The organism is Duncaniella muris, from assembly GCF_003024805.1.
GTDB classification, from domain to species: Bacteria; Bacteroidota; Bacteroidia; order Bacteroidales; family Muribaculaceae; genus Duncaniella; species Duncaniella muris.
In genome coordinates this window covers 1-13,933 of the sequence record NZ_PUEC01000048.1, presented here as the reverse complement: position 1 = coordinate 13,933, position 13,933 = coordinate 1, and the positions used below count along the sequence as shown (strand labels likewise).

Below are 13,933 nucleotides of genomic sequence, written 5' to 3'. Positions count from 1 at the left end.
GGGATGCCCGAGCGGCGGGGGCGGCCTAAACCGCCCCCAAGAGCGGACTGCGGCAAGACCATTCTCAAATAATCTAAGGTGGATGTAATTTTTGCCTCATTTTATTTGGTTTTTAATATAGTTCGTTTGCCGTTTCCCTCAAAGAAGAAACCGCCACTCTCCTTAATAATATAGGAAGACTTGAGGGGATGGATTTCAAGCAGATCGCCAACGCCCACTCCAAGCAATACTATTCCATATTTCAGGAAGCAGCGGAACAGCTAAATCCCTTTTGGAAACGGTACAGTGAGCTTAACAACCGCCTTGACTACCTCCCTCTCGGCTCTAAGGATTATGCCGAAATGGAGAAGGAATGTGAGAAGGCTAAGGCTGAACACGATACACGGCAGATTGAGGTTAAGAGACTTTATGCCGAATATGAGAAAGAAAACCAGCGAGCCGGATATGTCTTTTCCCTCAAAGCCTCCCATCTGTATGCCCTCGCCGCAAAAATGAACGGCATTGCCGGAAGCATAATCAACGACCTTGACCGTCTGGAGAAAGGGAATGGAGAATGAGCGGTAATCTCCTTTTCGAGACCTCTAAGTGGCGGGACATTGTGGAACTCGGACTGTGCATGGCGATATACGACGTATGCAACGACAACCAGTTTGATAACTGCACGCCGCTTGACTTTGCCAACTTCCTTAACGTAAGGGAAGAGGCAAAGGCTATACCTGTTGTGCCGAAAGAGAAACTGAGGGTATGCTATATGGTCTATGCCGTGTCGCAGAACATCACCCCAAGAAAAGAGGCGTTGATATGGTCTGAGTTGTTCCTCAGTCGATGCGGCATTAACAAGTCTTACTATGACAAGCACCGCACCGACATCTGCGCCGACCACGCTACCGAGGACAACAAGAATTACCGCAAATCTATTGACAAAGCCATCAATGAATGGCGTTCAAGGCGTAGAATCCCGTAGAACTCCCGTTTCACCCCACCTGCGACATCTAAAGGAAACTTGCAAACGCATTATGCGACTGAAAATCAGCGCACAGTGCGTTTGTCTTTTTTTACCTTTCCCCACGGAAACCACATTGCACCCTATGGCGGCAGTTGTAATTTTGCATCGGAATCCAATGGCTGACAAGACCATCAATCAGCACTGTTCTAAGATGATAAACATTAACTTAATAATAAAATTACCGATGCAGACAAAACGTAAACTTCTCAACTCACAGGAGGCAGCCGAATATCTCGGACTTTCGCTGTCCTACTTCCGCAAGATGATGATGAGACGTGTGATCCCCATGTACAAGCCGAGCGGCAAGCTCTGTTTCTTTGACCCGGACGACCTTGACGCATACCTGACGAGTATCCGCATATCATCGCAGAGCGAGATAGACAGCGAGGCTGAGCGTTACCTTGCGAACAACAGAAAATCACATTAACAACCTAAGCTATGGTAACAGACATTCCAAACAACACAAAGGGCACGAAGCCCGCGACCACCGTAGAATCAAAATCAAAAGATTATAAGACCACTGACCAGAAGAAAATCCGGATTATAATGGAGTTCCTTCAAGGGTGCTCACCTTACGAGTCCGATGCGCTCCGCACCCTGCTTGCAGTGGCAAAGGGCACGACCTCGGCAGAATCCATGCCTCAGTATGACCGCACGGCAATCAATCGCTATCTCAACTTCGGATGCGACAAGGAAACAGGAGGTGTTGACGCAATACGCGAACATCGGCAGTCCCGAAGCCTTGAGCTTATGAAAACCGTGTCGCAGTATGTGGAGAAGGAGGACATCATCAACATCACATCGGTGTTACTCGCTATATCTTCTGACAAAAAAGATATAGAAAATATTGTCAGCAACCTCCCGAAGATACAGACAGCCGCCACCCCAAACACAACATCGGGCATACCGGGTAATAACGCACCTTCAAAGTAGATGAAGCAGGAGAAAATACATAGATCCATTTTCCCTACCTTTCCGGTTGTGCCTGTCTTATCTTTTCAAGGTTTCGTGACTTCAACAATATTGCCATCATCACAGAGTATGAAATTTTTTCTTAAAAGATGATGCCGTATCCATTTATTTTTTGAAGGAACAAGGAACTTGAACGAGACCTATCCAAGCCAATCATTGAAACGGAAAGTTCAGACTTCATAAAATCTCCAATGAAAATCACATCTTAAAAAATTACGCACATGAAGCAACAAAATATAAATCCATTTTCAAGCATCAGCCTGAAGCTGACGGCAGATGCCATTGAATGGTTATCGGGAACAACGACCGACAATGACGGTAACGAGATACGGAATATCGACATCTTCACCGGACTACTGAAGGAGATGAGAACCGCAGCCGGATATGACGGCACATACCGACGACCGCTCAACCTGAAGCCTGGTCAGGCGCAGTTCTCGGAGATAGGTCTCGCGGAGCGGTGGAAACTCGGGAGGAAGAAGATGCACAATATCCTCTCCAGAATGGAGGCTGTAGGGTTGGTGGAAATCTACAACTCACGCATAGGCTCGGTAATCACATTTTCCTGCGTCACCGGCTGGGAGACTCCCGATAAACCGATTGATGACAGTGAAATCAATGACCGATAGTCATTTTTCAGATGTACCTGCCCATTCAGGAAAACAGGGGTTGCGACAGCGGAAGTCAGGTAGTATGTTGCGAGATATGTTTTGGTGTTACACCCGGCTTCGCCCGGTTGCACCAAAACGCCTCGCCCCTCCCTACGGTCAGGGTCATGGCCGCTCGCAGGCTCGCACCGACAATCAGTTATACAAATCACGGAAAATCCGCTTATATATGAATAATACAGACAATAGCCCCGGCGATAACGCCGAAAAGACGAATCGAAAGAAGCTGCCGCCGGAGGCTGTGCGGTCGTGCACCGTCACCACAAAGGTGACAGCCGCAGAGCGTGAGAAGATACACGACATTGCCGCCGGATGCAACCTTACACCGAGCGACTACATGAGGCAGCGCGCCCTGGGCTACGAACCGCCGGCGGCACTGACCTCCGAGGAATCGGCATTGCTTCGCAACCTCGACGGTTGCCGTGTCGATATACTCAACTTCGCCAACGCCCTTGCCGGCATGAAACAAGACAAGAGAATCATACTTTTTCAAAAGGTCTCCTTCATGCTCGACTGGTACAGGCAAGTGGTACCGATAACCAACGCCGTAACAGAGTTCCTTAACTCCGTGATAAACGGTGGCCGTCTGAGTCCGCGCACAAGAAAAACCATTATCAAAATTTGAAAACATGATCGCGAAGGCAAAATCAATATCACACGGCATCAACGCCCTGAACTACATTACAGGCGTGTCGGCGAACAAGAAGCATCCGGAGAAAATATTTCATATCTGCGACAACTTCCTCCCTCCCGGCATAGACCCTTTGGGGATATGGAACTCGGTCAGGCTTGATTCCATGTCCCGACCACGCATGAAGAACAACCTTATCCGAATAGAGATCAGTCCTGCGCCTGAGCATACGCGCAACTTCACTCCTGATAACTGGAAACAGCTCTGGCAGGATTTCGTGACCGAGTTTGACCGTCAGGAGATGAGGGACAAAAAGGGTCGGCAGCTCTCTCCGAGAACCAATCTCGCCGGAAGCAAGTCAACCGTATGGCTGCACCTCGAATCCGACAGCGGCATACCTCACCTCCATGCGGTTGTGAGCCGTCTTGACGAAAATGGGAACATCAACAATGACCGCAATATCCATCTGCGGGCACAACGGGCGGCGGAACGCATCGCACGCAAGCGAGGCTGGCAGACAGCGGCCAACATCCACGACATAAACCGTCAGTCCGTAAGCCGTGACTGCCTCGATGTCCTCTCCAAAATGGGGGAATGGTCGCTTGACGATTATTTTACCCGGCTTGAAGCGAAAGGATATGATGTCAAGGTAAGGACCGATGAGAAAGGCGTAATCCGTGGATATATCCTGAAAAAAGGAAACGCCAGGTTCAAGGCATCCGAGTTAGGCAAAGGCCGCAATCTTATGGCATCCAAACTTGAAGGAACGTGGAACAAGTTGCGCCCGAATCAAGAACGGCAGACAAAAGCCGACAGCAGGGAATCCGATATTCGACCGGATTATACCTCTTACAGACCTGATACCCGGCGTGTCGAATTCGAGCACGAAAGCAATTCCTACACCCGGTTTATCCCCGAAAAAGTCATGCAGGTGTTTGATGACGAGTTCGACAGCCGTGAAATGGATAATTGGGCAGACCTTATGAACGAGGCCTGCTACCACTTCGCCGTTGCAATGAGCTATATGGCGTTCCTCAATGCACCTGCCCATGTTTCCGGTGGAGGCGGAACATCGAACAACGACCTGCCAAGGAAGCGCGACAATATGGAGGAAGAGATAGCCCGTGCCCGTCGTTGTGCCGCAGCTGCCCGGTCGAAGATAGGAATTGTGAGAAGAAAAGGAATCAGAAGATAACCGATTTATTTATGGCTCTTAAAAAGATTGACGTATCCGATATAGACAGCGCGATAGCCGAGACGAGAGAGGATGAGCTGCGGCAGAAAGAGATCGAGGCGCAGAGCGACCTCGCCTTGCAGATCCGGCTCTTCATGAAAGAGGCTCCCTATATAATCCGCGAGATCCGGGAATCCGCATCGCCTATGGACGCTCAAAAGTTCTCATCGGCAGTCAGTGAGAATCTCCAGAAGTCCGCGACCGAGATGGCTGCAACATTCAACGCCAAAGTCAAGCCGATGACCGATAAGATGGAGACCGCAAGAAACTGCGTCATCATTCCGGCACTCGCCGCCTACATAATATTCTTTTCCCTGATATGGCTGTTCGTATTTCTCGCATTGGTAATTTTCGCAAATTCCCATGCCATACATTCCGAAGAGATAAATTCGCTTGTCTCCCTGATAATCTTCTTTTGGGTGGTCTCAGTGGCACTCGTCACCTATCTCACCCGAAAATTCAAATGGCACTGAAAACGCAAAATTCAAAAATGTTACCCGGCCATTCTCCGCATTCCGATACATTCCGGAAAATGCCAATAAAACACCTCCGGCGTGACCGCATTGTTACCCGATTGAAAACAACAGTTTGTTACCCGTTGATAATCACCACGAAACATGGATATATTGAAAATTTCCACCAATATTTTTTCAACCTGCCTCCCGACAACGACTATATCAAGTGGACTGTCGGAAAGGCCATGTATATGGCCGACGGCACGGCCTTGAAGCAGAAGCAGGCCCTTGACGAGAACGGATTTTATTCCGACATAATATCGTCGTCGGCCGTATGCACCATAATCTGCGACTCGATACAGTTCGACGAGCATACCCGCCGCTTCAACTACTACGGCACGCAGATCATCAAGAGGCGCACACGCGACCTGAAACGCTCCATGCTCACCACCGGCTCCATAGAGAACGTGCCGAGGACGCAGAATAATCCCCATGGCCTTATGATAACCAACTGGCGCACACTTGAAAACAAAGACCTTGATTATTGAATGACAGATTGACAATGAAATCATTAAGAAAGACAATACGGGACGGCAGGAGCAAGGCCGGGAACGCCTTAGGCTCATGGCTCCGTCCGAAGATGGGTGCCATAGGCGCACGCTACCGTCTGGCAGCGAGAATCCGCAAGGCCAACTCATGGGCCACCCGGCACCCCCGACGCACTTTCGGATACGTCGTCGGCTCCCTGTTGCTGATACTGGTGTGCGACATAATTGTTGCCGGGGCGCGCATGGAATCGAAAGACCCGAATCTTCACTCAATCGCCAAGGTTGAGCCTATCTTCAGCGGCTTTCGCACCATACAGGCCAACAAGGAGGCACAGCGCAGGAGGCTTCTGGAGATTACGGGCGACGGCCAGGCCGTGAAGCACGAGCTGGACTCGCTGATGGCCATTCCGCGCAAGACACACGCCGATTCCATAGGGATAATCAGGCGTTACAGGCAGCTCGAAAAGATTGTAGAATCACTCAAACAACACGATAATGAAAAAGATTAATTTCAAACAGCCGAAGTATATCTTTCCGGCAGCGATATTCGTTCCGCTGTGCTTCCTGATATACTTCGTAATGCAGACTTTCGGAGCTGGCGGTGACGACAGACAGGCCGTGGCGACCGACCGTATCAACTCGACACTGCCGGAGGCAAACGCCGAGGCTCCCGGTGACAAGATGTTCGAGATGTCGCGACGCTTCGGCGACGAGGACGCTTTCACGGCGGTGGGCGCGCTCGGCGAGGAACAGGAGGAGCGCGAGGCCCTGGAACACGGCTATTCCGATGACGAGCTTGACCGCATCGACGCTGCCGAAGCCGAGCGTATGCGCCAGCAACAGGAACTGGAGGAACTGGAGCGGTCGCTTGCCGAATCACGGCGGCATATCAATTCCTACGCCTACGGCGACGGCTACAATCCGGCCGACCATGAACCGGCCCTTGATCCGAGAAGTGAGTATGTCCGCGATATAGAGGCGATACAGCAGCGCAGCTACGAGAGGCAGAAGGCCATCGAAGCCGGGTTAGGTATCGGACAGCCCGACGCGGAGGAAGAGGAAAAGAAACAACGGGCAGACTCCATCGCCAGGGCTAAGGCTGCGGAGCGCGAGAGGAACCGCCCATTGCTTGTGCTGAAATCGCGTGACACCAACGCCGACAAGTTCAACACCGTGTCAGGCATTGCTGAAAATGCCGACGCTCCGCTCATACGCGCCATGATCGACAAGACCACCAAGGCGCACGAGGGCACGAGGCTCCGCTTCAAGCTCCTTGACGATGTGACTATACACGATGTGAGGCTTCCTAAAGGCACATATCTATACGGGACGGTAACGGGGTTCGGGCAGCAGCGCGTCCGCGCGGCCATAACCTCAATACTCGTGGGAGGAAAATTCCTGAAAGTTAACCTCTCGGTGTTCGACAACGACGGCATGGAGGGCTTCTATGTTCCCGAATCCGCCTTCCGTGACTTTATGAAGGAGGCCGGGGCAAGCACGGTGCAGCAGAACATCAGCTTTGAATCGGAGAGCGGCTACGGCTCCGGAATATCGGGCGAGGCCATAGCGTTGCAGGCTCTCCAGAATATGTATAACTCGGCCACTTCCGCCGTGTCGGCCAATATCCGCAAGAACAAGGCGAAAATCAAGTACAACACAATAGTATATCTCATCAACTCAGACGAGGCTTATTGAAAGACAAACAACATACCATTATGAATATCAGAATAATTATCGCGGTTGCCGCGCTGTGCGCCGTCGCATCGCAGGCTTCGGCCAAGGAAAAAATCTATGTCAACTCCGATGTAACCACCCATATCGTCATGCCGGAGAACATAAAGATGGTGGATCTTTCCACTACCAAGATTATCGGCAACCAGTGCGCCGACAACATAGTGCGTGTAAAGCCGTTCATGGAATCCGACTCGCTCCCCTCCGGCTACCGCGAGGGTGAGCTGATGGGGACGCTGACGCTCATAGGTGAGCGTCACCTCGCACAGTACGAGGTGGTATATACCTCCGTTCCCTCCCGTGCCGCCTCCATACACCGCGTGCCTTATTCGGGCATGGACTCTTACATCAATCCGGAGGTATCAATGCCGCAGTCGGATATGGCCCGCTATGCCTGGGCTGCCTATGGCAGCGGACGCAGGTACAACCAGGTCGTGTCTAAGGCTCATGGCATGAAGGCGATTGTCAACAACATCTATTCGGTGGGCGACTATTTCTTCATTGACTACTCCCTCCAGAACAGGACTAAGATTCCCTACGACATCGCCGAGGTGCGCGTCAAGCTCACCGACAAGAAGGAGGTCAAGGCCACCAACTCGCAGACCGTGGAGCTGACCCCGGCATACTCGCTCAATCTCGCCCGGAAGTTCAAAAAGAATTACCGCAACGTGCTTGTGCTCGACAAACTGACATTCCCGGACGAGAAGGTATTGCGCATCGAAATATCCGAGAACCAGATAAGCGGCCGCGTAATCACGCTAACGATAGAGTATGACGACATTCTCAATGCCGACGGCTTTGACTCCGACATACTCAGGAATCTCCCTTACTCATACACTCCCCACATCTACAAGTAATTTCCATAACACCGTGTCATTATGAAGAAGATAATTCTCGCCATGATATGCGCCATAGCCTCCCTCGGAGCCTCGGCGCAGGACAGCAAGTTTACCGTAAACGCCGGATTCCTCTTCCCCTCGACGCTCAACGCCACTGTCGGCTACGAGCGTTCATTCACCTACGGCAATGCCGTGGAGATATATGGTGAAATCGGCAATCACTGGAAAACCGCTCCAGGTCATTTCTGGAAAGGATATTACTGGGACGGCGGCCTGATATACAAGCACCGCCTGCACCGTTACAAAAACGGCAGCTTCCGTGTCCGCTTCGGCCCGCAGTTCGGAGCGGTGGAGCGCAGGTTTTTCATCGGCATTGAGGGCGGTTTTGAATATAACTATGTGTTACAAAACGGGTGCGAGTTCTCGATCATACAGAAGAACAACGTGAATTTCCTGCATGGCGACACGTTCCGGAACGGCCTCATGCTCGGATTCAAGATACCGTTATAACCGGATTATCCGAATAGCTCCGAGTGGGAGCCAAGACGCACAAGGTCTATCTGGTCAGTGTCGGGGTCAAACCATATAAGGAGGAAGTCACTCTCTATATGACATTCCATATAACCCTTGTAATCACCGGTCAGCATGTGTGGGTTGTGCTTTTCCGGAATTGGCTCCTCGTTTGCGAGCCTGTTCAGGATCTCTTTAAGCTCCATGACCTTCTTAGAGTTGTTTCTGAACCGCTTGTAGTCCTTCTTATATTGAGAGGACGCTTTCAGCTTTTTCATAGCCCCATGGATTTCTCCATTGCTTCGATGGAAGTCAGGTCGAGGTCGGGCTCATCACGCAACGCTCCGCTCTCGGCCTCCTTCATCGCGGCGAGAGTCGTGGCATTAGGCTCGTGATAGGCGGCGTCAAGCAACAGCGTTTCGACATAATTGTTAAGGCTGCGGTTCTGACGCTTTGCAATCCGCTTCAGCCGCTCGATCAGGTCAACGGAAAGACGGAAACTCTGATTCTTCTTTTCAATAGCTATATCCATATCGGTAATCTTTTATACTGCAAAGTTAATGCTTTTATATTACAATAACAACATCTTTAGAACATAAGTTGTATGGCTTTTGAGGAAACAAAGGAACAGCAGCAGATGTATAACTACTTCCGTAGCTGCATTTACATCTTCCTGATAATCGAGATTGTGATGAATCTGCCGATAACGGCGGACAACCGTGTGACGCAGTTCATCCTCGACCTGCTCGGACGCTTCAAGGTGTTCAGTTCCGTGGCAGGGTGTAAGGTAGCGGAGCTGATATGTATATGCGTCGTGTGCATCGGTACCAAGGCTAAGAAGGCTCTAAAATTCAATGTCAAGACTATGGTGATATATCCGGTGCTGGCCGGGCTTACGCTCGTGGCTCTGTGCTTTATCTTCCATGCCGGGGAATGGGGCTTGTCGGTGTTCGGATTCCCGGCCAACCGCATTGTCTATGCCTTCTGTTCGGTTGTCGGCACGATGCTCGTGCATCAGGGGCTTGACGGAATCGCCAAGTATTACAACCACAAGGTCGGCGACGACAGGTTCAACTTTGAAAACGAATCGTTCCAACAGTCTGAGAAGATTGCGGAAACTCCATATTCGGTGAATATCCCTATGATATACTATTACAAGCGGCGGATGCACAACGGCTGGATCAACATTATCAATCCGTTCCGTGGCACGATAGTGTTAGGCACTCCCGGCTCCGGCAAGTCTTTCGGAATCATAGACCCTTTCATACGGCAACACTCACGTAAGGGTTTTGCGATGATGGTGTATGATTACAAGTGGCCCACTCTGGCAAAGACGCTTTTCTACCAATACTGCAAGAATAGGCATTACGGTCATCTGCCAGCGAACTGCGGATTCCGTCAGGTAAACTTTACCAACGTGGAGTATTCAAACCGCATCAACCCGATTCAGCGCAAGTATATACCCGACCTTGCTGCAGCTTCGGAAACGGCGGCGACGCTGCTTGCCTCGCTAAACAAGGGAGGCGGCGAGAAGAAGGGCGGCTCGGAGGCGTTCTTCACCAATTCGGCGGAGAACTTTTTGGCGGCCATCATATATTTCTTTGTCAATTTCCACCCGACGGGTTTTCTCAAAGGGAAGAAGCTGAGACGCTTTATCTCGCATGAGGGGAAGAAACTGGAACTTGTGATACGCAACTGGGATGATTACAACGCCATAGATGAGAACGGCGCGGTGGTGCTTGACTTCGTTGACTCCGGCGGCAACGACGTATCGACCGACGAGGACAGGATGTTTGTTGACCTTAACGGATTCTCCTATATTGACCGTCTCGGCAAGCTGATACTGATTGACCGCTGTTGGTACGAGGACGAGGCCGGCAACGAGGTGGTGCCGGACACCGTGACCGGAGAGTTTTCCGATATGCCCCATGTGCTGTCGTTCCTCGGACGCAAGTATTCGGAGGTATTCGATATTCTGATGATGGATGACAAGATAGCCTCGCTGATGGCACCCTTCAAATCGGCATACGAGAACAAGGCCAACGACCAGCTTGAGGGTATGGTGGGTACTCTGCGCGTCAACGCCGCCAGGCTTGTGTCGCCGGAAGCCTACTGGGTGTTCACCGGTGACGATTTCGACCTGAAGATTTCAGACCCGGCGAACCCGAGCTATCTCGTGATTGCCAACGACCCGGAGAAGGAGCAGGTCATAGGCTCGCTAAACGCCCTTGTGCTGAACCGCCTTATTACCCGTGTCAATTCCAAGGGGAATATCCCGGTGAGCATTATCGTGGACGAGCTGCCGACCCTGTATTTCCACAAGATAGACCGGCTAATCGGTACGGCGCGAAGCAACAAGGTAGCCGTGACTCTCGGATTTCAGGAGCTTCCGCAGTTGGAGGCCGACTACGGCAAGGTGGGTATGCAGAAAATCATCACAACCTGCGGCAATATATTCATGGGTGCGGCACGAAACAAGGAAACTCTTGAATGGGCACAGAACGACGTGTTCGGAAAGGCGAAGCAGACATCAACCTCCATAACCATCAACGACTCCAAGGTATCTACATCAATCTCCGAAAAGATGGACTATCTCGTTCCGGCGGCAAAGATAGCAGACATGGCGACGGGCTGGCTCGCGGGTCAGGCGGCGCGTGACTTCACGGCTACAGACAAGAGCATGATGTCACATTTCGACATCGAGCAGTCGGAGGAGTTCAAGACCACCAAGTATTTCTGCAAGACCAATTTCGATATGGCTCGGATTAAGGAGGAGGAATCCCACTATGTGGAGCTTCCGAAAATCTACACTTTCGCCAACGAGCGCGAGAAGGAGATTATGCTAAACCGCAATTTCAAGCGTGTGAACCGGGAGGTTGAGGACATGGTGAAGGAACTTCTCGGAATACAGTAACACATAGCACCTTAATACTGTTGTCAATGAATAACACCGCCTCATTCAGCATACCCCTCTCCCTCCGGGCAAGCGGAAGCGCATTGAAGGTTATCGCAATCCTCTCGATGGTGGCCGACCACTGCGCATATTTCCTGATGGAGCCGGACGCGCCGTTTTACGGCGTGCTCCGCTCTTTCGGGCGTATCGCGTTCCCGGTGTTCGCTTTCCTTGTGGCGGAGGGCTTCGCCCACAGCCGCAATCGGATGAGATATTTCCTTATTCTGGTATTTGCCGGGATAGCGAGCGAGTTACCCTGGTATCTGCTCAACGGAGCCGATGGCTCGCATAACGTGATGTTCACGCTTGCCCTGGGGGTGTCGGCTCTCGCTCTGTTCGACCGGCTGTGCGAGCATGGGCCGCTGTCTTTCGCCGGGGTGTCAGGCGTGGCCGCTCTCGCATGGTGGATCGGCACGGACTATGAATGGCGGGGCGTGCTGATGATATTTCTTTTCTACATCCTCCGTCACGGCACCATGCGTCCGTGGCTGGAGCGTTCATCGACACATTTTCCCCTCACAGGCCCTGTTGCAGATTATCTTCACCTTCCCCCTCATGGCCCACTACGGCATAGCCGGAGCCATGCTTGCCTCCGCTGTCATCTTCCTATACGACGGCACACGAGGCTTCATAAGGGGCAACGCCGCCAAATATGCTTTCTACGCGGTATATCCCATTCACCTGCTGTTGATTGCGGCATATATATCATAAGACAGCGGTTAGGCCAAAATCTAACCGCTGTCTTATAAAAAGTTACGAGCCCAACCCATGGAGCTGGACTCGATTTAATCTTGTTTATAGTGCAGTTGGCAGCATCGGGGCCATCCAAATACACTTTTTCTTTTGCAAAGGTAACAAGACTTTTCTAATCCAACAAATTATCGGTGCTTTTTTCTTCGGAATTTAACGATTTTTGACACAATCGCCTCAATCCCACGCCTAAACGCGCTCTTCTCGGGGACAATAATGCCTGTCTGGTTTTCGACGATGGGGCGCATGGAGGGTGTCTTTTGATAAAGCAGGTCTGTCGCCTTATAAATCTCCCGCCACATATCGTTTGCCCGGTTCACCGAAACCTGTCTTAGCAAGTAGTCTATCACACGCAAGGCACCCTTGAAGGTCTGATTGTCATTACCGTTAAAGGAGGCACACGCTTCGCCTGTCCTGATACCGGAGGATAAGGTCATGCCAAAGAGAAGATTGCCATGAGCGCAAGCATTACGGACTTCCCTGAGAGCAGTCAGATAGCTCTTGAATGTTTCGATAGCCAACTCTTTGAAATGCGAGCTTATCAGCCTTTTATCCCTGTCCCAGACAAGACTGTCATAAAGGACTTCAAGATTACCGAGCGTCATATACTCCATTGTTTTCCATGCCGGAGCAAATTGACCGGTATATTTGGAATGATGCCGCTGTATTGGTAGTTTGTTTCTTATTGACCTGTATGCCTCTCCCGGGAATTTTCTTATGAAATTGGCTGACACTACGTTGGAATCTACAAACCATGTCGGATTTGACTTATACTTGTTGGATAGCTCATATACTATTGTCGTGCGGATAGCGACTTCTATTCTCGAAAGATACTTGTTCAGTATGTTCCTTAAATCTATATCGAAGTAATATAAGGCGACGACATCTTCTATACAGGTGCCGGGCTTTACATTATGCTGCCGCCGATTATCCAGGTGTGGATAAGTCAACTCGAAAGGATACAGATAGAACCCCAACCGATAATAACCGATGTCAGCAAGGTATTCTTTTGCCTTGGCCTCATCGGAGATTACCACACCATGCCTACGGAGTATTGTAATTTGCTCCTCATAGGTCGTGGCCCTTTTATTATATGGTATTTTTCTTCTTGCCATTTATTATTGTTAAATCAGCTACAAAATTAAGCAATTATTCTGACATTTTGGGTATCCGGGAGGACCTAAATATAAGGATTCAAGGCCTGTATGTGCTATTCCGTGTTAAATCTGTCGAAGTACCCGGATAACGGCGCGGATGTATCCCGGATCCTCGGCATAGCCGATGTTTTTCAGCCACAGCAGATAGTTTCCGCCCTTATTGGAAAACCCAGGCTCGGATGACCCCTTAGACCAAGGTTGAATTGACCCCTGAAAATATTTTGAATTGACCCCTGAAAACGTTCTGGCCGACGGGGTCAATTTTATTTTGTCTTATCTGCTTTTTATAGCTTTGAGCTTACGGACGCTTTCGCCGGTAAGCGTGATTCGATGAGCAGTGTGGACAATGCGATCGAGTATTGCATCTGCCACTGTGGAGTCACCGATAGCTTCGTACCAGTCCAGTTCGGGGAGCTGTGATGTCACGATGATTGATTTGCGACCATGGCGGTCTTCGATGATTTCCGTAAGGTGTGCGC

General features: G+C 50.6%; 19 protein-coding genes and 1 pseudogene. 15 read left to right on the top strand and 5 right to left on the bottom strand.

The features are described from left to right. Nucleotides 1–188: 188 nt before the first annotated feature. The 13 genes from C5O23_RS13400 to C5O23_RS13340 all read left to right on the top strand — a co-directional run bounded on the left by C5O23_RS13400 (nt 189) and on the right by C5O23_RS13340 (nt 8,594). Nucleotides 189–557 carry a hypothetical protein gene (locus C5O23_RS13400; protein ID WP_205743453.1) on the top strand — a complete coding sequence of 123 codons (369 nt, stop codon included), beginning with the start codon at nt 189–191 and terminating at the stop codon, nt 555–557. Beyond that, nucleotides 554–964, top strand: a complete 411-nt coding sequence (locus tag C5O23_RS13395; protein WP_068960284.1) for a hypothetical protein — start codon at nt 554–556, stop codon at nt 962–964. Before C5O23_RS13400 ends, C5O23_RS13395 begins: the two co-directional genes overlap by 4 nt. A gap of 226 nt (nt 965–1,190) precedes the next feature. Next, a complete protein-coding gene (locus C5O23_RS13390) occupies nt 1,191–1,433 on the top strand; it encodes an excisionase family DNA-binding protein (protein WP_068962014.1) in 243 nt (80 codons plus the stop codon). An 11-nt stretch (nt 1,434–1,444) separates the two neighbouring features. Then, a complete protein-coding gene (locus C5O23_RS13385; RefSeq protein ID WP_107033419.1) occupies nt 1,445–1,939 on the top strand; it encodes a hypothetical protein in 495 nt (164 codons plus the stop codon). A gap of 260 nt (nt 1,940–2,199) precedes the next feature. Further along, nucleotides 2,200–2,607, top strand: coding sequence for a hypothetical protein (locus C5O23_RS13380; RefSeq protein WP_107033418.1), 408 nt, complete (start codon nt 2,200–2,202; stop codon nt 2,605–2,607). Between the two features lie 208 nt (nt 2,608–2,815). Further along, complete coding sequence (locus tag C5O23_RS13375) at nt 2,816–3,271, top strand: plasmid mobilization protein (protein ID WP_240597862.1); 456 nt, start codon at nt 2,816–2,818, stop codon at nt 3,269–3,271. Nucleotides 3,272–3,275: 4 nt separating this feature from the next. Then, entirely contained in the window at nt 3,276–4,472 is a 1,197-nt protein-coding gene (locus C5O23_RS13370; protein WP_107033416.1) for a relaxase family protein, read from the top strand. 11 nt (nt 4,473–4,483) lie between these two features. Beyond that, nucleotides 4,484–4,984, top strand: a complete 501-nt coding sequence (locus tag C5O23_RS13365) for a hypothetical protein (protein WP_107033415.1) — start codon at nt 4,484–4,486, stop codon at nt 4,982–4,984. Between the two features lie 17 nt (nt 4,985–5,001). Further along, nucleotides 5,002–5,514 carry a conjugal transfer protein TraK gene (locus tag C5O23_RS13360; protein WP_107033414.1) on the top strand — a complete coding sequence of 171 codons (513 nt, stop codon included), beginning with the start codon at nt 5,002–5,004 and terminating at the stop codon, nt 5,512–5,514. Nucleotides 5,515–5,528: 14 nt separating this feature from the next. Next, nucleotides 5,529–6,023, top strand: coding sequence for a hypothetical protein (locus tag C5O23_RS13355; RefSeq protein ID WP_107033413.1), 495 nt, complete (start codon nt 5,529–5,531; stop codon nt 6,021–6,023). Further along, the gene (gene traM, locus C5O23_RS13350) at nt 6,010–7,209 is read left to right on the top strand and encodes a conjugative transposon protein TraM (protein WP_107033412.1); all 1,200 of its coding nucleotides are present in this window, start codon (nt 6,010–6,012) and stop codon (nt 7,207–7,209) included. The genes C5O23_RS13355 and traM overlap by 14 nt, the downstream gene beginning before the upstream one ends. A gap of 20 nt (nt 7,210–7,229) precedes the next feature. Continuing rightward, nucleotides 7,230–8,102, top strand: a complete 873-nt coding sequence (traN, locus tag C5O23_RS13345; protein ID WP_107033411.1) for a conjugative transposon protein TraN — start codon at nt 7,230–7,232, stop codon at nt 8,100–8,102. A gap of 21 nt (nt 8,103–8,123) precedes the next feature. Beyond that, complete coding sequence (locus C5O23_RS13340; protein WP_107033410.1) at nt 8,124–8,594, top strand: hypothetical protein; 471 nt, start codon at nt 8,124–8,126, stop codon at nt 8,592–8,594. A gap of 5 nt (nt 8,595–8,599) precedes the next feature. Here C5O23_RS13340 and C5O23_RS13335 read toward each other — a convergent pair whose 3' ends face one another. Beyond that, the gene (locus C5O23_RS13335; protein ID WP_107033409.1) at nt 8,600–8,872 is read right to left on the bottom strand and encodes a type II toxin-antitoxin system YafQ family toxin; all 273 of its coding nucleotides are present in this window, start codon (nt 8,870–8,872) and stop codon (nt 8,600–8,602) included. Next, nucleotides 8,869–9,126, bottom strand: a complete 258-nt coding sequence (locus C5O23_RS13330; RefSeq protein WP_107033408.1) for a toxin-antitoxin system protein — start codon at nt 9,124–9,126, stop codon at nt 8,869–8,871. The genes C5O23_RS13335 and C5O23_RS13330 overlap by 4 nt, the downstream gene beginning before the upstream one ends. Before the next feature lie 72 nt (nt 9,127–9,198). Between C5O23_RS13330 and C5O23_RS13325 the strand changes: the two genes are divergently transcribed. Together C5O23_RS13325 and C5O23_RS13320 are read left to right on the top strand one after the other, a co-directional pair. Further along, nucleotides 9,199–11,508 carry a type IV secretory system conjugative DNA transfer family protein gene (locus C5O23_RS13325; protein WP_107033407.1) on the top strand — a complete coding sequence of 770 codons (2,310 nt, stop codon included), beginning with the start codon at nt 9,199–9,201 and terminating at the stop codon, nt 11,506–11,508. A gap of 26 nt (nt 11,509–11,534) precedes the next feature. Beyond that, nucleotides 11,535–12,296 carry a TraX family protein gene (locus C5O23_RS13320; protein WP_338030934.1) on the top strand — a complete coding sequence of 254 codons (762 nt, stop codon included), beginning with the start codon at nt 11,535–11,537 and terminating at the stop codon, nt 12,294–12,296. Between the two features lie 129 nt (nt 12,297–12,425). Here C5O23_RS13320 and C5O23_RS13315 read toward each other — a convergent pair whose 3' ends face one another. The 3 genes and pseudogenes from C5O23_RS13315 to C5O23_RS13305 form a co-directional block, all read right to left on the bottom strand. Further along, a complete protein-coding gene (locus tag C5O23_RS13315; protein ID WP_107033406.1) occupies nt 12,426–13,412 on the bottom strand; it encodes an Abi family protein in 987 nt (328 codons plus the stop codon). A 105-nt stretch (nt 13,413–13,517) separates the two neighbouring features. After that, nucleotides 13,518–13,613 (bottom strand): annotated as a pseudogene (locus C5O23_RS14570) (glucosaminidase domain-containing protein); the annotation flags it as partial. A gap of 114 nt (nt 13,614–13,727) precedes the next feature. Next, nucleotides 13,728–13,933 (bottom strand): ATP-binding protein (locus tag C5O23_RS13305; protein WP_161553606.1); only part of this gene is annotated, 206 nt, incomplete at its 5' end.